Annotated in this window: 13 protein-coding genes; 1 reads left to right on the forward strand and 12 read right to left on the reverse strand. The window is 35.5% G+C overall.

The genetic code is table 11. From position 1 onward, the window contains the following. The 6 genes from rplD to C8N37_RS12200 all read right to left on the reverse strand — a co-directional run bounded on the left by rplD (nucleotide 1) and on the right by C8N37_RS12200 (nucleotide 9,427). Nucleotides 1-630 carry a 50S ribosomal protein L4 gene (gene rplD, locus C8N37_RS12175; RefSeq protein ID WP_108159150.1) on the reverse strand — a complete coding sequence of 210 codons (630 nt, stop codon included), beginning with the start codon at nucleotides 628-630 and terminating at the stop codon, nucleotides 1-3. A 3-nt stretch (nucleotides 631-633) separates the two neighbouring features. Next, nucleotides 634-1,251: a 50S ribosomal protein L3 gene (gene rplC, locus C8N37_RS12180; RefSeq protein WP_108159151.1), complete on the reverse strand. Its 618-nt coding sequence runs from the start codon at nucleotides 1,249-1,251 to the stop codon at nucleotides 634-636. A gap of 398 nt (nucleotides 1,252-1,649) precedes the next feature. Beyond that, on the reverse strand, nucleotides 1,650-2,924 hold the full coding sequence (locus C8N37_RS12185) for a glycoside hydrolase family 88 protein (RefSeq protein WP_108159152.1): 1,275 nt from the start codon (nucleotides 2,922-2,924) through the stop codon (nucleotides 1,650-1,652). Nucleotides 2,925-2,947: 23 nt separating this feature from the next. Beyond that, nucleotides 2,948-4,216: a DUF2264 domain-containing protein gene (locus C8N37_RS12190; RefSeq protein ID WP_108159153.1), complete on the reverse strand. Its 1,269-nt coding sequence runs from the start codon at nucleotides 4,214-4,216 to the stop codon at nucleotides 2,948-2,950. 167 nt (nucleotides 4,217-4,383) lie between these two features. Continuing rightward, nucleotides 4,384-6,135 (reverse strand): RagB/SusD family nutrient uptake outer membrane protein, encoded by a 1,752-nt coding sequence (locus C8N37_RS12195; RefSeq protein ID WP_108159154.1) that lies wholly within the window; start codon nucleotides 6,133-6,135, stop codon nucleotides 4,384-4,386. Nucleotides 6,136-6,148: 13 nt separating this feature from the next. Next, nucleotides 6,149-9,427, reverse strand: a complete 3,279-nt coding sequence (locus C8N37_RS12200) for a SusC/RagA family TonB-linked outer membrane protein (protein ID WP_108159155.1) — start codon at nucleotides 9,425-9,427, stop codon at nucleotides 6,149-6,151. 132 nt (nucleotides 9,428-9,559) lie between these two features. On the opposite strand from C8N37_RS12200, the gene C8N37_RS12205 reads away from it, so the two are divergent. After that, entirely contained in the window at nucleotides 9,560-13,423 is a 3,864-nt protein-coding gene (locus C8N37_RS12205; protein ID WP_108159156.1) for a response regulator, read from the forward strand. A 1,127-nt stretch (nucleotides 13,424-14,550) separates the two neighbouring features. On the opposite strand, the gene C8N37_RS12215 is transcribed toward C8N37_RS12205, so the two are convergent. The 6 genes from C8N37_RS12215 to C8N37_RS12240 all read right to left on the reverse strand — a co-directional run bounded on the left by C8N37_RS12215 (nucleotide 14,551) and on the right by C8N37_RS12240 (nucleotide 23,403). Next, nucleotides 14,551-15,798 (reverse strand): glycoside hydrolase family 88 protein, encoded by a 1,248-nt coding sequence (locus C8N37_RS12215; protein ID WP_108159472.1) that lies wholly within the window; start codon nucleotides 15,796-15,798, stop codon nucleotides 14,551-14,553. 17 nt (nucleotides 15,799-15,815) lie between these two features. Further along, a complete protein-coding gene (locus C8N37_RS12220; RefSeq protein WP_108159158.1) occupies nucleotides 15,816-17,753 on the reverse strand; it encodes a heparinase II/III domain-containing protein in 1,938 nt (645 codons plus the stop codon). Then, nucleotides 17,740-19,854 carry a glycosyl hydrolase family 95 catalytic domain-containing protein gene (locus C8N37_RS12225; protein WP_108159159.1) on the reverse strand — a complete coding sequence of 705 codons (2,115 nt, stop codon included), beginning with the start codon at nucleotides 19,852-19,854 and terminating at the stop codon, nucleotides 17,740-17,742. The genes C8N37_RS12220 and C8N37_RS12225 overlap by 14 nt, the downstream gene beginning before the upstream one ends. Nucleotides 19,855-20,071: 217 nt before the next feature. Beyond that, the gene (locus C8N37_RS12230; protein WP_094771537.1) at nucleotides 20,072-20,431 is read right to left on the reverse strand and encodes a CoA-binding protein; all 360 of its coding nucleotides are present in this window, start codon (nucleotides 20,429-20,431) and stop codon (nucleotides 20,072-20,074) included. 14 nt (nucleotides 20,432-20,445) lie between these two features. Next, complete coding sequence (locus tag C8N37_RS12235; protein ID WP_108159160.1) at nucleotides 20,446-21,636, reverse strand: serine hydrolase domain-containing protein; 1,191 nt, start codon at nucleotides 21,634-21,636, stop codon at nucleotides 20,446-20,448. Nucleotides 21,637-21,771: 135 nt separating this feature from the next. Continuing rightward, nucleotides 21,772-23,403 (reverse strand): pyruvate dehydrogenase complex dihydrolipoamide acetyltransferase, encoded by a 1,632-nt coding sequence (locus C8N37_RS12240; protein WP_108159161.1) that lies wholly within the window; start codon nucleotides 23,401-23,403, stop codon nucleotides 21,772-21,774. Nucleotides 23,404-23,410: the final 7 nt, after the last annotated feature.

Below are 23,410 nucleotides of genomic sequence, written 5' to 3' on the forward strand. Positions count from 1 at the left end.
TTACTTAGCTAATGCCTCCTCCAAAGTTTTAAGAGAACCTGTAGTGAACAATAATTTAGTAGCATTCAATACATCATATGTATTCAATTGATCTACTGTAATTACTTTTGCTTTCTTCAAGTTTCTGCTTGATAAATAAACGTTGTTATCTTGCGCTTGTAAAACCAATAAAGTTTTCTCATCTGCTACATTTAAAGCATTTACGAAAGCAACATAATTTTTAGTTCCGATTGAGTCAAATTTAACTTCATCTAATACTAAAACATTGTTGTCAACAGCTTTATAGCTTAACGCTGATTTACGTGCCAATTGTTTCAATTTTTTATTCAATTTGAAAGAATAGTCACGAGGTTGAGGACCGAATACACGACCACCACCATTAAACAATGGAGATTTGATAGAACCCGCACGAGCACCACCAGTACCTTTTTGTTTGTGTAATTTACGAGTTGATCCCGCGATTTCATTACGTTGTTTAGATTTGTGAGTTCCTTGGCGTTGATTCGCTAAGTATTGCTTCACGTCCAAATAGATCGCATGATCGTTAGGCTCTAACCCAAATACCGACTCAGGAAGTTGCACCTTGGCACCTGTTTCTTTACCTGATAAATTTAAAACTTTAACTTCCATTTCCTATTTGTCTACAACTACATAAGAACCTTTAGCTCCTGGGATGGAACCACTAACAACGATTAGGTTTTGATCAGCATAAACTTTCAAAACTTGTAAGTTTTGAACTTTAATTCTATCACCCCCCATACGACCCGCCATACGCATACCTTTAAATACACGTGAAGGCCAAGAAGCCGCACCAATTGAACCTGGAGCACGTAATCTGTTGTGCTGACCGTGAGTCGCACCACCTACACCACCAAATCCATGACGTTTCATTACACCTTGAAAACCTTTACCTTTAGAAGTACCGACTACGTCAACATACTCCCCCTCTTCAAAAAGTGTAACGTCAACTACGTCACCAAGTTGTTTTGCATCTGGGAAAGTTTTAAACTCAACCAGCTTACGCTTAGGCGTTGTATTTGCTTTTGCAAAGTGCCCTTTTAAAGAATTCGTTGTGTTCTTTTCTTTAGCTTCATCGAAGCCAAGTTGAACAGCAGCGTAGCCATCTTTCTCTTCCGTACGTATATGCGTAACCACGCACGGACCAGCTTGAATAACAGTACAAGGAATGTTTTTTCCCTCTGCATCAAACAGGCTTGTCATTCCTACTTTTTTTCCAATAATACCTGACATGTTGTAAATTAATTAATTAAAAGTCCATCGAAGCAGTAGGGCTTCGCTCAAGACGTATTTCTCCCAATAAGGGACTGCAAAAGTAAGAAGAATTTTCTAAGTATCAAATTATTAGCGCATTATTTTTTTATTTTTTTATCCCGATCAAGAAAATAAAAAAATAACCGATTGAATTATTAAAAATTAATCGAATAGCAGACAACTCATGGATACGATAAACATATAACTTAATTCACCTTTTCTATCCTTAAAAAATCAAACGATGAAATATAAACCAAATGTAATACCGGCTTACTCATAAATAATAAATACCAATTTACAACAACCTAATAACAAAAAAACCTATACCTAGTTGATAAAGTTAGGTATAGGTCTTTTAATGCGAATTTACAGTCAATTTAAATTTTTATGATAGGATCCCCATCCAATAATCGTTTATATCGAACTAAAGCTTCTACATAATAGTAGTCCGCATATGTCAAAGGAACATCGACCTCCGTCTCATGTGGAATGGACCCTACACTATGTTTTAAGATATACCCCCCCGCTTCCTTATAGTCTGCTTTATAAGGTTTAGAAGACAATGATCGCAACATCTGCTCCGCTTTGACGATATATAATTGACTCTCCCCGCCATCGGTATATTGCGCAAGTTCCAACAATGCAGAAGCCATGACTGCGGCAGTTGACACATCACGCAAATCTTTCTGATTGTAATATTTACTAGAAGTCGTTAATTTATTTTGATCCATATCCCAATAAGGAATCAGATCTTGAGGTAAATTGGGATGATTCAAATAAAACTTTGCAATATTTCTTGCCTGCTGTAAATATTTTTGATCATTCGTTTCCCTAAACATCATAGTATAACCATACAAGCCCCAAGCCTGACCTCTGGACCAAGCTGATTTATCAAAAGCACCTTGTGCAGTCTTCCTAGATATAATACTTCCGTCCGTACTATTATAATCAACCACATGATAAGAACTATAATCTTTTCTGTAATGATTGACCATGGTTGCATCAGCATGTTTAATTGCGATGTCAGCATAACTGGAATTTCCAGTCATCTTAGATACTTCCATTAAAAACTCCAAATTCATCATATTATCTATAATAACGGGATATGTCCAAGATTGCCCATCCCAGTTTTTACCCCCATCCCATGAACGAATAGTCTTTGTAGCATCCTTATAACGTGTCGCCAATGAGGCAGCACCTGTACTCAGTACATATTTATAGGAAGTAGAATCACTTGTCAACCGTAGTGCATTTCCAAAGCTGCAGTAAAGCATAAAACCCAGATCATGCGTACCTTTATTATTCTTTTCTTTCTCCAAATATTTCAATTTTCTTTTGGCCTCATCTAATAATTTCGGATCCTTTGAATACTCATAAAGGTACAATACAGTACCTGGATAAAATCCAGAACACCACCAGCTAGACCCCCAATTCACATATTTACCATTTTGGAAAGTCGTAGGAATATCAGCTTCTTTTACAGAAGAAGCGAGATAACTAATCTGTTTCTTTGCATCTTCCAGGTTTTGATTCACAAAAGCTTGATCAAGGGTTAGCCTATCCTTCACCAACTTTCTTTTACCTTGGCACGAAGCTCCCTGAAGAGCAAATCCTATTATTCCAAACAGGATTAAATAATTTCTCAAGTTCATTTAAAAAGTAATTTTTGAGGTTTTTAATAATTTACATAATAATCTTTTGGAAACTGTTCGGCATCCCAGCATTTCTGCGAAGTCCATTTTTCAGGATTACAAGTCCAAAATTCATCATTAGCCGGTAGCCCAAGAGGAAGAAAGGACAAAGAGGCTACATACATAGAACCAGCATTCGTATAGTAATCTGCCAAATTCTGTTGCAAATCGCCTACCACCCCCATACGAAGCCATCCTGAAGGTGAAAAAGTCTTATCAATATAAATATTTCTCAATACTGCTGTTAGAGCTGCACGTACTTGTCCCTTAGAAATATCCTCCGGCAATCTATTTTCAAGAGCCACCGCAGCCAAAGGCTGAAAAGCTGCATTCTTATAAGTTGAAGATCGACCAACAACCATATAATAACCTTCTGGAGAAATCATACGTTCCAGATGATGTGCATAACGTTGCATTCTTTTATAAGCCCGATCAAACATTTCTTTATATCTCTTATCTACGCTTACATGATGACGCAAGGCTTCCACCAGCATATTATGGATCACATAACCATTATAATGATCAAAACTAAAGTGAGCGCCATCGCTGTACCAACCATCACCCACATACCATTCTGTATCAAACTTGTTTACAGCATAATCTATTTTCTCTCTTGCGCACTCCTCCCCGATATCATATAAAAACGTTTCCGTCATTGCCGCAAATAAAAGCCAATTACTTTCATTTGGTTTAATTTTACGCAAAAGTTTAAATTCTTCTACAACTCGACTTTTAGTAAGGGGATCTAAAGGTTCCCATAGTGCAACAGGAGCACGCAGAAAAGCTAGAGCTAAATGAGCTGCATCAACCAAAGTTTGCGAAGACGGACCACGCCAGGTAAAATAATCTGGAGATCTAGGATCTACTCCATGTTTTATTCCCAATAAAGCCTGCTCTCTGAATTTTTTACGCACCCTCCCCTCATCCGTTCCATCATCAGGTAAAGCCAACCAAGGGGCCATACCTGCTAATAATCGACCAAAAGCCTCTAGATAACCCACACCAGGATCACGCTTATCAAAAGTCGGACTGACCTCCATCGGCATATTTCTTCGCCATTGCTCCTTACTGATATTGGTTAATATCGGCGATGCCATCTTAATTAGTATGGCTACCCAATAAGCACGGTCATTTTCCTGTCCAAAACAATGCCGTCCCTTTTGATGACCAGCCTCTACTTGCATGGGTACAGAAGTCGACAAGGTCCCTAATCCAATTCCACCTAAAAGCTTCAATAACAACCTTCTTTTCATTTTTTTTATATCTATCTATGTGCACTAGATGTGCTTATTTATTAATCTAAAAGTCTAAAAATCATATTTTTGCATTAAAAAAGCAATCTTAAAAAGATCAACCGACTTGTCAAACGATTGCACAGACGGTTGATATCAAAATCTTTACAGAATAATCAAAATTTAACTTAATTATCCCAACCAGGATTTTGAGTAAGATTTGTATTTCTCTCCCTTTCTAACTGTGGTACAGGCCAAGTAAATAAATGGTCTCCCCCCCAAGTGTATGGTGAATTCACTCTACCCCAAACTTCTTTAATACCATTTCCCGCATAAAAAGACGTCTCTTTAAGAGTTTTCCAACGCAGTTCATCAAAATAGATAACACCCTCGCACATTAATTCACGACGTCGTTCATCACGAATTTCCTTACGCAAATCATCTTCACCGATACCTAAACTAATAGGCTGCACATTCGCACGAGTACGCACCTCATTGGCTTTTATAACGGCCTCTCCAGACTTATGCAATTCATTCAGAGCCTCTGCCCATAACAATAATATATCGGCATAACGAATCACGATATAATCATAAGCTCCAGCCTCTCTGTTAGGAATACCAGGATTTGCACCCGTATAGACAAATTTTCGAGGATAGTAATAAAAATTTGGAACAATGTCCGTACGCAAATCAAATACACCTCCAAACTCTTGACGATATGGCCATCTCGAAGTAAACACCTGATCAGTTGCACCATTAGCACCCACAAAAGTCGAATACGGCAAAATAACATTGCTTGACAGCCTAGGATCTCGATCAACATAAGCAGCCATGACACGTTGCTCATTGCTCGTAGGAAGGTACAAAGACATATCTAAACCCTTTTTCGTCATATTAGCTATTTCCGTAGCTGTTAAATTATTTCTTAAGAAAAATACCTCACGTTTTACGGGATCCATAGCATTATAACCCGGAATATAATCGTTCCAATTAAATGGTGAACCGTCCTTCTTTTGATAGCGGTCTACCGCATCAGGGTGCACTAAGAACGTATTCCAATTAGAACCAAATGCAGATCTAGACCCAAATCTAAATTGATAATTTGACCCATAACCTGGTAAAGCAATATTCTGAATACTGAATATAATTTCAGGACTTTTCTCATTTTCACCTTTAAATAAATTCTCATAATTTCCGAAAAGAGTATGTCCAAGATCCTTCACTTTTTGAAAATCATCTATAGCTTTTTGCCATTCTTTTCTGTACATATAGACTTTTCCACGGAGAGCATAAGCAGCAGATTTTGAAATTCTTCCAAAATTTGCATTTGCAGCTTCATATCGATTTGGAAGATTAGTTTCGTTAATACAATCAGTCAAATCCTGTACGATCAAATTCCACACCTCATCTTCTGTATTTCTGGGCTTATCTACCTTATTCCATTCAATCGGTTCCGTATAAATTGGAACACCTTGATATAGTTGATTTAAACGATAGTAATAAAAAGCACGCAAAAATTTCACTTCCGCAAGCAACCGTGATTTTTTAACCTCCTCAGTTGGAGAAATATTTGTCAATCCATAGACTGCATCATTAGCTCGATGAATCCCCTCATAAAGATTCTGCCATTCGGAAGAAAATATTCCAGAGGACGCTGTTGCAGTACCATTCATTAAAACCGAATTATCTCTTCCCTGCAACGTAACATATGTATCATATTCATACAGCATCTGTCCATTACGCAAGTTTTGATATACACCCGTTACACCTTGATCAGTTAGGTTGTCCGTTAACCACATATTATTGGTTAATACCTGTGTTTTTGGTACCGTGTCCAAGAGATCCTTATCGCAAGAAGATACCGATAGTGCTGTCGCCAAGCTAGCAACAAGCATTAATTTTTTATTCCAAAATGTATATTTTATATTTTTATTTTTCATGATCAGTCTATTTTTAGAATCCAAAATTTAAACCAAATGCATACTGTTTCATTGTTGGGTATTCAGCACCTGCTCCCACTTCAGGATCTAATCCAGGGAAATTGGTAAACATCAACAAATTCTCTCCAGAAAAGAATATTCTTAAATTTCTAACCTTAAATTTCTCCGTGAGCTTCTTATCAAACGTATACCCGATTTGCAGATTTCTCAACTTAAAGAAATTCGATTCGTACAACCAATAATCACTAGACTGATTATTAATATTTTCTGCAGAGGTACCATATTTCAACCTTGGAAAATATCCATTTTGATTTGTACGCGGATCATCAGGACTATTTGGATTATAGAAGTAGTGATCGTCAGCAATTCGTGTCGTCACCTGATTTCCAGAAATCAAGACATTGTTATTATACCCATGATCATTCCAGTAATACTGCGCACCAGACTCTCCTGCCCAAATCATAGACATATCCAATCCCTTATACGAAAAGCCAAGACTAATACCGTAAATATATTTTGGATTGACAGAAGTACCGGTAAAATATTGATCCGCAGTATTTCCATATACACCATCTTGATTAAGATCCGAATAAATTAGATCTCCATAATATAGAGCAGTACTACCGTAAACATCACTGATTTTCTGACTCGAGTTTAAGAAGGAATAACCAGCAGCCTTCATCGCTTTTGCCCATTCATAGTCTCCCTCAGTACGAATCATTCCAGTCGTTGGACCTCCATGAATATTAACAGAACCATCCGCATTAAAATAAGAGCCATCCCCTTTATAGACTTTACGCAAATAAAATTCATTTAATTGACTTCCTTCAAGAATACGGTTGAGCCCCCCGCTAGAAACATCTCCTAAGTTTGTTTGCCAAGTCATTTTTCCTGTACCATCATCAACAAATCCTTCTTTCAACTGACCTTCAAATTTGATTACCTTATTCTTATTATAAGAAAAATTACCCCCTATATTATATCTGAAATCTCCAATCTGATCACGCCAATTTAAATTAAACTCAACACCTGTATTACGCATTGCAGCTTGATTAAAAAAAGGAGGAGTCGTCGTACCCGCAGTAATTGGAACCTCTGCAGCACGAATAATATTAGACGTCTTACGGTCATACACATTTAATTCTACAGATGCACGGCGTTTTAAGGTCGCAAATTCTAATCCGATCTCTTTGTTTTCAGCTTCCTCCCACTGCAATAAATCATTGCCAAAACGAGACAACTGCAAACCATTCATTTGTGTACCATTGAAAGAGTAACCAACCAGTCCGTAGACACCGTGCCAACCGTATACATTAAGACCATCTCCCCCATCATTCCCCAATTTACCCCATGATCCACGAATTTTCACATCCTGTATGTAAGGATTCACAGCAGCCATAAAAGATTCTTTTGACAGCATATAACCCAAAGAAAAAGAAGGAAAAGTTCCATATTTTCGATTACGGCCAAACTTCGAAGCACCGTCTCTACGAAGACTAAACTCAGCCAAATATTTAGAGTCATAATCATAGTTCACACGACCAAAGAAGGAACGCATAGAATTATCTGATTCATCTCCTCCGATAGATGACATTTCAGTTCCTGTACCAATATTAGTAATGGTTTCATCAATCAAACCTTTCTTAGAAGCGCTGAATCCCGAATCATTATAATAAAATTCGTTATGTCCAATTAACGCACCGATTGTATGCTTGCCTATTTCCGTATTATAGCGCAAAACATTATCAAAAGATTTTCTATAAATTTTCCCATAGGATTGACTTGTTGTCAGCTGTGAAGGCACAGTTGGAGTAACCACCATATTCAGGGTAGAAAAATCATATCGAGCTGAAGGATTTTGATATCCGGTAATCTCATCAAAACGCGACTGATAATTAAATTTGGTTTCAAATGTTAAACCTTTCCAAAGTTTAAGATTAGCGAAAAATGTAGAATTCAATCGAGTTCGCTCATTACTCCCTTTATAATCATACAGATACAACAAAATATTATTTAATTGTGAAGACTCTCCTGAACTTAAAACGGCTCCCCCAAACTTGTCTTCATACTTAGGGTAGATACCCGGAGTTGTTTGACGCAAAAAATTGTAAAGATTAGCATCAGAAGCCAATGAACGATGTTCATTAACAACGAACGTTTGTGTTCCTACAGTCAAGAAATCGGTTACATCAGTTTCCAAGTTAACACGTCCTTCATAGCGCTTCATTCCTGTATTGTACATGATACCGGGATTATCTTGAATTCTTCCAGATAAATTAAAACGAATTTTCTCACTTCCTCCCAGTACACTCACATTATGATTCTTCAACCAGCCATCTTCATAGATCCAGTCCCCCCAATTGGTATTAGGATAAGCAACATAATTAGGTAAACCAGAAGGAGCTAAACCATTTGGGTCCGCATTGGCTGCAGTCCATGCATCAATTGCAGACTGTGTATACTGTCCAGTAGTACCAATATTTGCAGCTGCTTCATTAAATAAATTCATGTGACGCACATAATCATTAACAAATACAGGCTTAGCACTGGGTGAGGTCCTTGAAAATAATCCCGAATAATTGATCTGCGGGCCTTGTCCAGCTTTACCTTTTTTAGTTGTTATCAAGATAACCCCATTTGCAGCACGTGCACCATATATTGCTGCAGATGATGCATCCTTCAAAACAGAAATACTTTCAATATCTTCGGGATTTACCGCATCCATTACACCTTGTATCCCATCAATGATAACTAGTGCGTCATTATTATTCATAGTTCCTACCCCGCGTACTCGAATAGTAGCACCATCACTTCCCGGTTTGCCATTTCCTACTTTTACCTGAACTCCTGCTGCTAAACCCGAGAGTGCAGAGGAAACATTAGTAACTGCACGATTTTCCAGTTGTTTAGCATCAATAGTTGATATGGATCCCAGTAATTTAGCCTTTTTCTGCGTTCCATAACCCACGACGACAACTTCATCAATAGCAGCATTTCCGTCAGCTAAAGTGATTGTAATAGTGGTTTTTCCATCGACAGAAACTTCTTGATTTTGGTAGCCTACATTAGAAATGATCAACGTTGCATTACTCGGGACAGAAATCGAAAAATTTCCAGATTTGTTAGTCGAAGTCGCTACTGTTCCTCCTTTCTCTTTGATCGTTACGCCAGATAATGCCCCACCTTGACTATCCGTTATTCGTCCAGACACAGAAATCTTTTGCTGAGCCATAGTCGTGCCTACCGTAAATAGCATCATAGCCGATACCCCGACTGTGTAAAACTTTGCCATACTTTTGGATTTAGTTTATATATTGATTAATTGGTTTATGTCTCAAATTTGAAGCATAATCACAATAATAGAGGGTGATTTTTATAAATTTTTAGGGGTAAAATCTTAAATTTGACCTGTAAACCAGCCAAAATGAATAATCAGCTAAATCTACTACGATGTTTTTTAACCTTGGGATTCTTGATTGCTCATTGCTATGCACAGGATTTTCGATTTGAACAATTAAGTCAGGAGAATATTCTTGACAAACAACCGGTTCTCTCTATTGCACAAGATCAAAAAGGTAGGCTTTGGTTTGGAGGTGCGGACAATCTTTTTGTTTATGATTCAAAAAATATTTCCAATTTATTGAAATCTGACACCAGTCTAAATGATATTAAGTATATAATTAAAATTGGGATCAACATCAAAAATGATCTTTTTATTGGAACAGATACTCATCTGTATGTATATGACATCAATAAACAAAGACCCGTCAAAAAAAACAATAAGATTTTTAAAGAAAAGATAGCCGTGCTTGATATTCAAACATTGTCTAACCAAACTTTTATTTGCGCTCAGAATGGCCTTTATATGGCAAAACCCGAAGGATCATCCTACAGACTTGAATTATTACTTTCCAGAAGTAAAGTGCAAACCATTACCCAAATAAATAGTGATACGTATATTATTGCAAGTCTTCAAGGCATTGAAGTTCTAGAGTATAAAAATGAAAAACTTTCCATAGTATCCAATCTACAGCTACCAATTTCATTAAGAGAAGAACGTATCGTTAGTTCCTTACTATATGATAAAAGCAATTTATGGGTAGCAACTAAACTACATGGCGTTTATCGATATAAATTCAGTAACAAGGAATGGGTAAACTTTTCAGTAGGAAATAGCAATTTATTAAGCAATAATATCCGGAAAATCATTAAAAATCCTGCTGGCAATATATTAATAGGTACACTTAAAGGATTATCTGTGTTTCAAAAAGAAAATCACTTTAACAATTATCAACATAATACCCTTAATTATTCCTTATCTCAGAATTCAATCTATGATATTTTTATAGATAATCAAAAAATTGTATGGTTAGGGACCTACTTTGGAGGTATCAATGCCATTTATCCCAATATATTACCATTAATCATCTATTCTACTCGTTCTAGTAATTTCCATCGCTTAAATAGTGATATAACAAGTAGCTATGCCCAAACAAAAAACAGTTATTGGATCGGAACAGAAGAAAATGGGATTAATATTATAGACAAACAAAGTGGATATAGTGTTCCTGTACCACATTTAACAAAATCTAACCTGATCAAAGATCTTTATGTAAGGGATAATAAAATCTATGCGGCTCAATATGCTGGTGGATATAACGTCATGGATATCTATAGTCATAAAACCGATCATTATTATCTTGATAAAGACTCTTTTAATGTTAAAAATAACGTTTTTACCATCTATGTAGATCTACAGCATAAAATTTATCTGGGCACTAACACTGGATTATTTACCGTAGAAAAAAATCAGATACCCATTCGAGTTGATGAAATAGGAAGCACTGAAATTGCAGACATACAAGAAGACCGTAAAAATCAAATATATCTTTTACAAGAAAATAAACTATATGTAAAAAAGCAAAACTCAATTTTTAAAGTAATTCCGGAACTCAAATCTTATTCAATAAAAGGTTTTTTTATCGATCACTTGGATCAACTTTGGTTTACCACAGACAGCGCACTATACAGTATACAAAAAAATGGTAAGACAAACTTTGAAGTCAAGTTTAAAAAAAATAATCTAGGATGGCCTATAAGGATCGACAATAAGCTCTGGATCACAAGTAAAAATGGCTTAATTTTCTTTAATCCAAAAACGAAGTACACCACTATTTTAAATCAAAATGATGGTCTACCCGTTAAGAATTTACAAAATGCTAAGCTATTCCATGGTGAAGAAGGAAAATTATTTTTGACCACTCTAAATGGATTAGTATCTATAGATACTAGAAAAATAGTGTTCAATCATATTGCACCTACTGTATTATTAAGAAATATTTATGTAAATGAAAGTATACTTCCATTTGACCGAATTAGTGCTACAGCCACGAACAATCATTATCAAATCAGATTACATCACCATGAAAACTATCTAACAATCGATTTTTCAAGCTCTAATTTTATTAAGCCATTAAAAAACAAATACAGATACAAGTTGGATGGAATTGACAAATATTGGATAGAGACCAATTCCGCAAATATTAAATACACCAATATACCGGAAGGAAGACATAAATTAACCATATTCTCCTGCAATAACGATATGATTTGGAGCAAAACACCTTTAATCTTAGATATTATGGTACTTCCTCCATTTTGGCGCACTTGGTGGGCATATCTTTTTTATGCCATATCGTTTGCTCTAGCCATCCATTTTATCATAAAATTTATTGTAGAACGTGAGATTCTAATCAACTCAGAAAAAGAGCATGAGAAAAAAATAAAATTCTTCACCCAAATTTCACATGAAATCAGAACACCACTGACATTGATCACAGCTCCTCTTGACGAATTAATAACAGAAGTTGCCACTCTTCCAACGACACAATTTAAATTAATACGGATTAAGAAAAATGCAACTAAACTATTGTCAGTCATCAATGAATTGTTAGATTTTAAAAAATTTGACGACAATAAACAAGAACTCAAACTAACATCAATTTCATTTAGAGAATATATAGAAGATACGTTTTATTTATTCAATGATTTAGCCCAAACCAAAAATTTAAACTATTACATCAAACGAATAGATCCTGTTGGAATACAACTTATTGATACCATACAATTTGATAAAGTGATGTTTAACCTGCTATCCAACGCAATCAAATATACACCTGAAAATGGTACCGTTTATTTAGAGATTCTTCATGATGAAAAGAACATTACCATTCACATTGTCGATAATGGCGTCGGTATCACCTCTTCAAATCAATTCAAAATATTTGAAGAATACTATAGAGAAGACCATGTACAAGATAGTATTGGCACGGGTATAGGCTTAGCACTTACTAAAAAGATAATCGAGCAACACGGAGGAGAAATTTATTGTCGATCCAATTATGAAAAAGAAGAACTCTGGACTATTTTCACGGTTCGCTTACCCATAACTGCCAATCTTCAATACCATGATCATGAAAAATCCAATGAAACCAATTATTCATTAAACAGTATTCCATCCATTACAGAGACCAGATTTCAAACAACGATACTCATTGTCGAAGACAATAAAGAATTGTTAGAGCTAATTGCCTCCATTTTTAAAGAAAATTTCAATGTTATACTTGCACATGACGGTGAAGAAGCTTTAAAGAAAGCAGAAAAAAATGTACCAGATTTAATTATTTCAGACCTGATGATGCCCAATATGAATGGAAGCGAACTATGCAAAACCATAAAAAGAAATATCATCACAAGCCATATTCCATTTATCTTATTAACAGCATTAACGGACGATCAAGTCCAAACTGAAACCTTACAAAGTGGAGCAAATATTTATTTAACAAAACCATTTAATAACAGTCAACTCTTTTATTACGTCCAGAATTTATTAAATATAAATAAAAAGCGTAGTCAAAACTTCCAGATAAAAACAACCATTAGTGATAATGAACAAGACAATAAATTTATTCAATCTTTAAATAAACTCATCGAAGATCATCTTTTATCTGATTCTTTTGATGTCAATTATATTTCTCGAGCTATGGCAATGAGCGCACCAGTACTATACCGTAAATTAAACGCCATTACAAATCTATCACTTAACAACTATGTTAAAAACTACAGACTCAATAAAGCAAAAGAAATGCTGATATCCACCATGAACATTAGTGAAGTTGCCTATGCTGTAGGTTTTTCAGACAGAAAATATTTTAGCAAAGAATTTAAAAAGCTTTTTGGACAAAATCCTTCGGAATTTATTATTAAAGAACAACGTGAGTCAAATTAATAGTCAGGTGTTATTTTGAGTGAAAAATCAATAAAATATGGTGTTATTTTTTTCCAAGAAATGATCTATTTTATACATGCTCCTTGTCTTCATTATTGTGGGCTTCACTCATATCATCAATGAGCTCATTCGATGAATTAATGATTCTAGCCCCCAAACACAATATTGTTGATATCACTTTTACTGAACAATTCTACATGTGATATACTCTTCATCAGTACTTCATCTACTATGCGATCTATAAATAGTTAGCATGCTAAATTGTTTGTATTTTAATTGTATTACTCATCACCAAGGGGGCAATAGTAGGCTTACTTTTTGCATTTCGCTAGCCCTTTGTTAATAAACGAAAATTCCTATTTCTAAAAAAGTGGTTACTTTCTGATCAATAAAAGCCATTATTTCCAAAAAACTAATCCTGAGCTGATTAACATGAACTACCATTTCCAAACAATCGTTCCTGAGCTGATAAACTTGAACTATTATTTCCAAATCAACAATCCAGTGTTGAGAAATAGCAATCCTGAGTTGATAAACTTGAACCATCATTTCCACATAATCGTTCTTGAGTTTATACACATGAACAACTATTACCAAATTAACTATTCATTGTTGAGAAATAGCAATCACTTTTTCCCAACAATGAACTTCTTTATGAACAAAGTGTTCCATCCTTTTAAATCAGCGAATGCTTATTTTTCAAAAAGATGATGGCTCTTGTGAACAACCGAACACCGTTTTCGAACAAGTGACTTCCTTTTAAAAAAGGTTGGATTCCTTTACCAAATGATGAAATCCTTCTTTGAAAATAGGAAATACTCTTTCTTAAGGAGTGATTGACCAAAGCCAAAAAGTAGATACAGAAAGGTCCACATCAACTCGTAAAAAGGCTATTATAAACTTTAAAACGTGTTTTTATATAGCGGCATTCCACAGTAAAACTATGTTCGATTAAGATTTCGATATGGTTGTTTCGCTAACGATAACAATTCCAATCGAATAAGATCTACCATTCTGGAAGCTCCAAGAAATTCCTTTTCACGATCAGCTCGACATGGTCGGTTGGCATATAGAAATACCATTCATATTGTTCAAGACAATAAAGAATTGTTGAGAAGGAAGAAATGTCATTTTGCTATCTCTTGAATAATAGCACTTCCCTCTAGAAGCCTTTTGTACCTAATTAACGCCTCAACATAATAATAATCTGCATAGGTCAATGGCACATCTATTTCAGAATTTAAAGGTATTGCCCCTACACTATGCTTTAATAAATAACCGCCATTCTTCCCATACTCTGCCTTATAAGGTGCTTTAGATAAATTAGTAAGTATAGTCTCCGCCTTAGTAAGATATAGCATTGACTCCTTACCTGCTGTATATTGTGCCAATTCGAGTAAAGCAGATGCATACAGTGCTGCTGCTGAAACATCACGTAGATCTTTCTTAGCATACATGTTACTAGATGGTTCAATCTTATCCTTATCAAAATCCCAATAAGGAATTAAATCCTGAGGTAGATTAGGATGATTTAAAATATACTTTGCAATATGTCGAGCTTGATTTAAAAATTCCTTTTTCTTAGTCTCGCGATACATCATGGTATACCCATAGAGTGCCCATCCTTGCCCTCTAGACCATGCAGATTCATCAAAAGCACCTTGATGCGTTTTTTTTTCAATTACTTTACCGGTGTTCACATCATAGTCAATAACATGATATGAGCTATAATCTTTCCTAAAATGATTTTTCAATGTTGTTTCAGCATGTGCTACTGCCAAATCATAGTACCTATTATTTCCAGTCATTTTTGAAACCTGAGTCAAAAGCTCCAAATTCATCATATTATCAATGATGACAGGATAATGCCAAGGCTTGTGATCCCAAGACCGAATCGTGTTTGTGGTCTCATTGAAACGAGAAGAGAGCGAAGCTGCACCTGTAACTAATACATCTTTATATTTAACAGAATCACCTGTGAGACGTAATCCATTTCCAAAGCTGCAAAACAACATAAAACCTAGATCATGTGTACCTTTATTATATTTTTCTTTCTCCAAATAAGGTAATTTTTCTTCCACCTTTTGCAATAATTCATGATCTTGAGTTCCTTCATATAGGTACCACAGTGTTCCAGGATAAAATCCAGAACACCACCAACTCGATGATGAAAAGACTTGTTTATTATTTTCAAAAGTTTTAGGAAATTTTTCCTTAGGAATTTCATTTGCCAAGACTTTGATTTGTTGAGCTGCATCACTCAAATTCTGCTGGATAAATACTTTCGATAATTTCAGATCCCGGGACTGACCTTGAATAGTACAGATTCCTAAAACAGAACATAATACCATGATAATCTGTTTTTTCATTTTCATCATAATTTACAATAATCTTAATTCGCTATTATTTTATACATCACTTGATTCTTTAATTCCGTGCTTTTAATTAAAACATTCATTTTATAAAGCATTCCTCCCCAGACTTTCACCAATCGTGGATCCTCGATCTCCTTAGTTTCTAAAGAAAAAGTAACCGTTTCCCTTTCGAAATTTATAACGACTTTTTTTCCATTATCCAATTGTAATAAAAAGCCATCCTTTACTAACTGAGGTTTTATTCTAGATATAAAACTAATTGATTGTGGTTTTCTAAATTCCTCCAATTGGTACTTGTCATTAACATCAATTGTATTATTGCGAGGATCCATTTTGAAGCCTCTTATCCAAGATCTTACTTCAGCTTCCTTTGGGTAAGCCTTTGCGATATCTACACGATAATGGGCAGTTTTACCATTTGATACATATTGAACATTCTCTGCACGATAAGACTTTCCATCCTTTTGTTGTATACCATTTATAATCGGAAGATTATGCCATTGCGATTGCATATTCCACAATGTATAGCGATTCCTACTAAAAGTTTCTTTAGTATAAGTCCCCACACCCGCATCAATAAGGACAGGAATAGAGTCCAGATATAGGATATAGCTTCCTACATCATTATGATTATGGCTTACACCATTATTACTTCCTATAGTTGCCAAGAATAAATTACCCTTTTCATTCAAGCTCCTCATAGTTGCCTGCCCCAAGCTCTCATAAAAATAAAATTGGGGAGCTATAAAATCTTTCCGATGATTACTTAAAACAGGATAAATCAAGGCATGCATTAAAAAATCTTGTACTGTTCCTAACGACATCATTGGCGATTTAAGAGTTGTCAAGTAGCTTGCATAAGCTTTCAAATTATCATCATTAAATAAAGCACCATAAGTCCATATCTTAGCAGGATCAGGTATCTGCATCGCCTCTGCATCTGCGAAATTGATATATCTATTTCCGTAAATATGCGAATTCAGAATGTAGTTGCCGATATTGAACAACTTACGGTCCTCCTTAAATGTAACTTCACCACCCGACACATCCTCTAACCACAATAGCATTTGTCCAAGTTCGCCACCAGCATGCATCCAATAAGATGGCCCCTCCTCACATGCACCATCCTCAGCATAAGAGTCAATAAATTGATCAGCACTCCGGGTCAATTTCTGAAGAATCATTCCTAGTTTAGCAGGATTCTCTTCCATTAAAAGAGCTACTTTAAGCACATTGGTATTGATCCAAATATTCCAATTATTAACCATAGCGTTTGGCTGTAGTGCCATCCACCAAAAATCATCTCGGGTTAAATAAGGATTTATGATACGGTTCCGTAAGACAACTTTTATTTTTTTAGTAATCATAGGAGAGATCCGATTTAACTGATCCCCCAACAATAAATAAACCGTTGCCAAATCCGCCGCCACTCGTCCAGCTCCGAGATCAATATACTCATCCATTGGATCTGGTAAACCAATTCCAGATTTTTGTACTCCAATATGAGCGGGACTTACCCAAGTACTTTCTTCCAACATTAACCATAAACCATTTGCAATCTGCGGAATAAAACGTCCCTCTCGCTCTACCAACTCTCCTATTACCAACTGTGACAATACACTCCTACGTGTATTAATATCATCCTCATAGCGCGTTCTATTCCCATCAGTCTTATATTCCAAGTACTTTGTTGCTAATAGTGATGGCCAAGAAAATGTATTCGCTTTCTCTGCAACTTTTATAATGCGAGCCTTTTCTATTACTGGTAGCTCCTGAATAACATGATACCATTTGTTTTTCTTTTCCAAGCGCCATGCATCAATATGATCAACCATATGTGTTACAACTGTATTTGAAAGATGCCTTTTTAAAATTTGCTGCGCAAATCCATTAATTTGCAGCATAACAAATGAAAGCAATAATAAGATTTTAAAAAATGTTCTATTTCTTTTCATAAACTAATGCGCGTGCACCTTTGTTAAGTGTAAAAACAATTATTCCATCAAGATCAATTTCATATTTACCCCTACCTTTGATCACAACCATTGGTGTCGATATTCCCGATTCAACTTTAATCGTGCCCGTATGTTGACTTTCGATCTCCACAGTTTGAGTTATACCATTTTCCCTCTTTGCCGAAACCAAAAAAGCTCCATCAGTCAAAAATTTTTTAAAAGATATATCTTTCCAAGCAGTAGGTACAGCGGGAAAAATTCTTAATTTTCCATTCCAATATTGCAAGCACAGTTCTTGAATGCTTGTCATTGCTGCCAATGGCGTTTCAATGACGGGCCCCGACTCAGCATATAGCGTATTCTTTTTAATATAAGATTTTAATAAATTATCAAGAGACGTTAAGGCCGCATCTCCCCTTCCCATCATGGCATACATCGATGCAGCGCCAGTAAATGAATAACCTTGCAAGTACTGATTTTTACTCTTCCAGTACTTAATTGAGCGCTCAATCAAAACTCTATTTTCCTTTTGGTCCCAATTAATTTCATAAAAGGGATAGATCATCATTAAATGCGAATAATGTCTATGTGACTCGTCATAAGGAACATCCTTAGCAATCAAGTAACCGTTTACACCTTGTGGAAAATCGATCAAATTATCGAGTACATCGACCCATCGATCATAAAGAGGATCTTTCTTGTTCTTTTCATGATCAAGCTCTATAAGTGATTTAAGCCCCCATCGAAGAATCGCTAGATCATAATTCGTATCATAAGCATACCCATATTTATATTCAGGCGAATAAGTCTTCACGGCAACATGATATTTTCCTGATTCATTTTTCTCTAATAGATGCAAATAATAATTAACAGCCTCTTTAAGCAAAGGGAATAGGCGGTCATACACATCTTCTCGCATGCTAAAGCGATAATAAGAATAGTAACTATGCAATAACCAAAGCAAGTTTCCGAGCTCTTTTTCACCATCAGAGGCATCCGCAATAGATACACCCTTTTCTAAAACAACAGGACTCCATAAATCATTCGCAGAGGAACGTCCAATAGCAATACTATTATAGCGATAAGCTGCAGGAACATTCTCTCGCAAATTGGAGATATTACGATCAATCATTTGAATCAAGGAACTTGCGATATCGAGATGGTTTGAAGTGAAGACTGGAGAATATGCCAATTGCAGATTTAAATTCATCCAGTAAGCTGGCCAAGGAGTGGGACTAGTCCAGGGACCTTGTAAATCCATTGCAGGCTTATCTGCTCTGGTTGCACTTGCTAATTTATATAACTGCATATCATAAAAACTTTGATAAAGCTTGTCTGGCAAAAACAAAGAAGATGCACTGTAATAATTTTGCCACCAGTCTTGATGCTTTTTCACTCCTCTATTGATATCCTGAGAATCAAAATGATGAACAAAATCAATTGTTTCTTCTAAATAGCTATTGTTAACCTGACTATATCCTACTGAGACAACATACACATCTTTGTCCATACCGATCACTTTCTTATAGACCGTTGCATACCCACCTCCAGCTAATAATTCTTGATTATAAAAAGATACTCCCTTAGAATTTCCCGATTTTCCTAAAGGATTTCGAATATAATGAACAGGTTTTTGAGTATAATCAAATTTCATACGAGGACTAATAGCACAATCCGGACACAAGTCAAAAGAGTAGTTCCCGTTATAAGCATTTTTAATGACTTCGATAAGTATAATATTATCCTCAGACAATGTTGTTGTTTTAATTTGCAGTATACCAGCAGAAGTCTTGATGTTCGTCAGAGAAAAAGCTTGTTGAAGAAAAATATCACCACCAGCACTATCTATATTCACATCAAAATTTATAAAAAAATGCCCCAGTGAAAGACGTGCTTTATCAAAAAGCTTTTTATTACTCTTTTCACGATGATCATAAATATCCGTTCTACCAATATCTATGCGCACGGATTGTGAAGATTTCAAGTAGGTCATGGTACCTAACAAGCCATTACCCGTGAAAACACCTTCGTAAATATTGTTGCCAAGCTTAGGGATATGAAATATTGCCTTGTCCTGTCCATGACAAACAAAACATAACATCGAAATAAAAAATATATATAAATTTCTCACAACTTGGGCTCAATTGGACTCTAAAGTGTACTTTTTTTAGTAGACACACAAGGGAAACTTACGAAATCGTTTGAGAAAGGAAGGCATAAAAAAGGGTTATATTGGTTTTAAAAAGCCAATATAACCCTTTTTTATGAGTTAAATACGGAATATAAATTCCGATAAAATATAATTACAATATTTCAGTCTAATACTGTCCAGTACTTAAAAGAACTAGTGTACAAGCGTTTTCAGTATCAATACCTAACTTATTAGCAAGTGTTGCTAATTCGGGATTTTCAGCACCAGGATTAAAGATAATTCGCTTTGGTTTTGTTGCCAATATGTAATCCATATAGCCCTTCTGATTTGCTTCGCCAACATACATCGTGATAGTATCAATGTCCGCATGAATTGGTCCCATTGACTCAATTGCAACACCTGCAACTTCACCCTTCTTAAGACCGACATTCACAATATCATGTCCATATTGCTTCAATTTATGAGCAGCTTTGTACGAATACCTTCCTGGATTAGTACTCGCTCCTATTATTAGCGTTTTTTTCATAACTCCTTACTTAATTAAACATCATCAGCCACATTACCAGCATCATTATAAACACCTTTCCTCAAAATAGGCATACCTAAAATTTTATACAATTCATCCAATTTAACTAAACTTCCATTAGTCATATTTGATAACAGTACAATCGTGACATTATTTTTCAGATCCCTCACATACAGATTGCGAAATCCGTGCCACCATCCAGTATGATAGATTATTACATCATTATTTCTGTGAAAAGTACGCCATCCCAATCCATATCCAAATATTCCATTTTTAGATTTCGCACGGTCGACATAAGCAGAGTCTAATGTTTCTTTCTTTAATAATCTACCTTCATTCAAAGCTAAATCTAATTTATACAGATCCCTTACCGTACTATAAATTCCCTTATCTCCCAGAGGCCCATCTTGAAAATTTTGAACAACAGATCTTCTCCATACTTTATCGTGACCGATAACATCTGTAGGAATTTTTTCATAAATAGCCTTTGACAATGCTGCCGTATTTGTCATGCCTGCCGGGTTAAAGACATTTTCCTTCATCCATTCCGCATAACTTTGATTGGTTACCTTTTCAATAATGGCACCTAAAACCATGAAATTCGAGTTGTTATAAAAGAATTTACCATCTGGTTTTCCATATCGATTCGGCTTAAATTCTATCAGCATATTCATGACATCTTGATTGGTCATGCCTTTCTTTTTTTCCTTCCAATGTTCTTCAGAAAAATAAACATAATTTGGCAATCCAGATCGGTGAGACAACAATTGTTTTATTGTAATATCTGGATAAGGAAAGTTAGGATAAAAATCATTAATGGTTTGATCCAATTTCAATTTTCCCTCCTCGACCAATTTCAAAATACCTATACCTGTGAGGGGTTTTGAAACAGAAGCCAATTCGAATTTTGAATCAATTTTCAAACTATCTTTTAAAAGATAATTAGCCCAACCAAATGAATTTTGATATAAAATCTTTCCATTTTTTGCAATCAGCACATTACCATTAAATCCTGATCTTTTATGCAAATTTTGCATAAATGCCTCTACTTTGGGATCTGCTTCAGATGGATGGTATATGAGTTTTAAACTATCAGTTTTAGCCTGTTCAACTAATGCCTTTTTTTGTTTTTCTTCTTTCGAACTACACGATACTGTTGCTATGATAAGAACAGCAACTAGACTTTTTAATATATATAACTTCACTATTTAACGGATTCTATTTCTTTTCTAATGTATAAATGCTAAAATGCTGATTTTAGTACTAAAAAAAGAAAAAAACAATAAAAAAAGGTCACTTTATATAAAGTGACCTTTTTAATATAGGTATTCGAAGTAAGATTATGCTAATAATCTTACTGGATTTTCTAATAATGCTTTTAACGTTTGTAAGAATTGAGCGCCTGTAGCACCATCCACTACACGGTGGTCACAACCTAAAGTCAGCTTCATCACATTTCCAGGAACAACCGCGCCATTCTTAACAACTGGTACTTGTTGAATTGCACCAACAGATAGGATTGCACCATCAGGAGAGTTGATAATTGATGTAAATTCATCAATACCAAACATACCCAAATTAGAAACTGTAAATGTTGAACCTTCCCAATCTGCTGGAGTTAATTTTTTAGTTTTAGCTTTTTGAGCGAAATCTTTAACTTCTGCAGAAATGTGAGATAATGATTTTCCATCGGCAAAACGTACAACAGGAACTAATAAACCATCTTCAACTGCCATTGCAACACCAATATTAGTATGTTCATTGAAACGGATCTTATCACCTTTCCATGAAGAATTGACAGCAGGGTGCTTTTTCAAAGCAACTGCAACTGCTTTTACAACGATATCATTGAAAGAAACTTTTACTGGAGCCACTTCATTGATTTGTGTACGAGCAATCATTGCATTTTCCATATCAATACTTACAGTCAAGTAAAAATGTGGAGCAGTAAATAAACTTTCACCTAAGCGACGCGCAATAGTTTTACGCATTTGAGAAACAGCAACTTCTGTATATCTTTCTTCACCTACAAAAGTTGGTAAAGTGATCGCTTTTGTTTCGGTAGCTACTGGAGCTGACGCAGCAGGAGCAGATTTAGCAGCTGGGACGTAAGATTCAACATCTTTTTTCACAATACGACCACCATCAGCAGATCCTTTAATCTCATTCAGATTGATCCCTTTATCTTTAGCAATTTTACGGGCTAAAGGAGATGCTTTCACTCGAGAATCATCAGCTACATCAGTAGATTTATTTTCATTAGTTACAGGAGCCTCTTCTTTAGATTCTTCTTTTTTTACTTCTGCAGGAGCAGCTTGAGATGCAGACGCTGGCTTTTGATTTAACAATGGTGTTACATCTGTTCCAGCAGGACCTACAATAGCAATGATATCATTTACTTTAGCAGCTTCACCTGCTTCAAGACCTACATACAACAATGTACCATCAGCATAAGCTGTCACCTCCATTGTCGCCTTATCAGTCTCCACATCAGCAATAGAATCATCAGATTTGATCGTGTCACCAACTTTAAAATTCCACTGTGCAATCACACCTTCAGTCATCGTATCACTCAACAAAGGCATAGTAATTACGGTAACACCTAAAGATTCCGGAGTTACATTAGATTGTGGAGCTGCTTCAGTTTCAGATGAATTTGAAGTTTCTACTTCCTTTTTCTCTGTTACTTCCTCAGCCTGAGGAGCATCACTTAATAATGCTTGAAAATCTTCTCCTGGTTCTCCAAGAATAGCGATAACAGCATCAATCGCAACTGCTTCACCTTCCTTTGGACCAATATATAAAAGCGTTCCTTCTTGGTATGATTCAAAATCCATCGTTGCTTTATCAGTTTCGATTTCAGCAACTAAATCACCAGAATTAACTTTATCACCAACTTGTTTGTGCCATTTTGCGATAACCCCTTCGGTCATGGTATCGCTCATTTTCGGCATTCTAACTACTTCAGCCATTGTATTT

Origin of the sequence: Sphingobacterium faecium (assembly GCF_003054045.1) — a bacterium.
GTDB classification, from domain to species: domain Bacteria; phylum Bacteroidota; class Bacteroidia; order Sphingobacteriales; family Sphingobacteriaceae; genus Sphingobacterium; species Sphingobacterium faecium.

Bases quoted from the DNA above. Each gene is read 5' to 3' on its own strand.
- C8N37_RS12200 (WP_108159155.1), bottom strand. From the start codon at position 9,427: ATGGCAAAGTTTTACACAGTCGGGGTATCGGCTATGATGCTATTTACG.
- C8N37_RS12195 (WP_108159154.1), bottom strand. From the start codon at position 6,135: ATGAAAAATAAAAATATAAAATATACATTTTGGAATAAAAAATTAATG.
- C8N37_RS12185 (WP_108159152.1), bottom strand. From the start codon at position 2,924: ATGAACTTGAGAAATTATTTAATCCTGTTTGGAATAATAGGATTTGCT.
- C8N37_RS12220 (WP_108159158.1), bottom strand. From the start codon at position 17,753: ATGAAAAGAAATAGAACATTTTTTAAAATCTTATTATTGCTTTCATTT.
- C8N37_RS12230 (WP_094771537.1), bottom strand. From the start codon at position 20,431: ATGAAAAAAACGCTAATAATAGGAGCGAGTACTAATCCAGGAAGGTAT.
- C8N37_RS12240 (WP_108159161.1), bottom strand. From the start codon at position 23,403: ATGGCTGAAGTAGTTAGAATGCCGAAAATGAGCGATACCATGACCGAA.
- C8N37_RS12215 (WP_108159472.1), bottom strand. From the start codon at position 15,798: ATGAAAATGAAAAAACAGATTATCATGGTATTATGTTCTGTTTTAGGA.
- rplD (WP_108159150.1), bottom strand. From the start codon at position 630: ATGGAAGTTAAAGTTTTAAATTTATCAGGTAAAGAAACAGGTGCCAAG.
- C8N37_RS12190 (WP_108159153.1), bottom strand. From the start codon at position 4,216: ATGAAAAGAAGGTTGTTATTGAAGCTTTTAGGTGGAATTGGATTAGGG.
- rplC (WP_108159151.1), bottom strand. From the start codon at position 1,251: ATGTCAGGTATTATTGGAAAAAAAGTAGGAATGACAAGCCTGTTTGAT.
- C8N37_RS12205 (WP_108159156.1), top strand. From the start codon at position 9,560: ATGAATAATCAGCTAAATCTACTACGATGTTTTTTAACCTTGGGATTC.
- C8N37_RS12225 (WP_108159159.1), bottom strand. From the start codon at position 19,854: ATGTTATGTTTTGTTTGTCATGGACAGGACAAGGCAATATTTCATATC.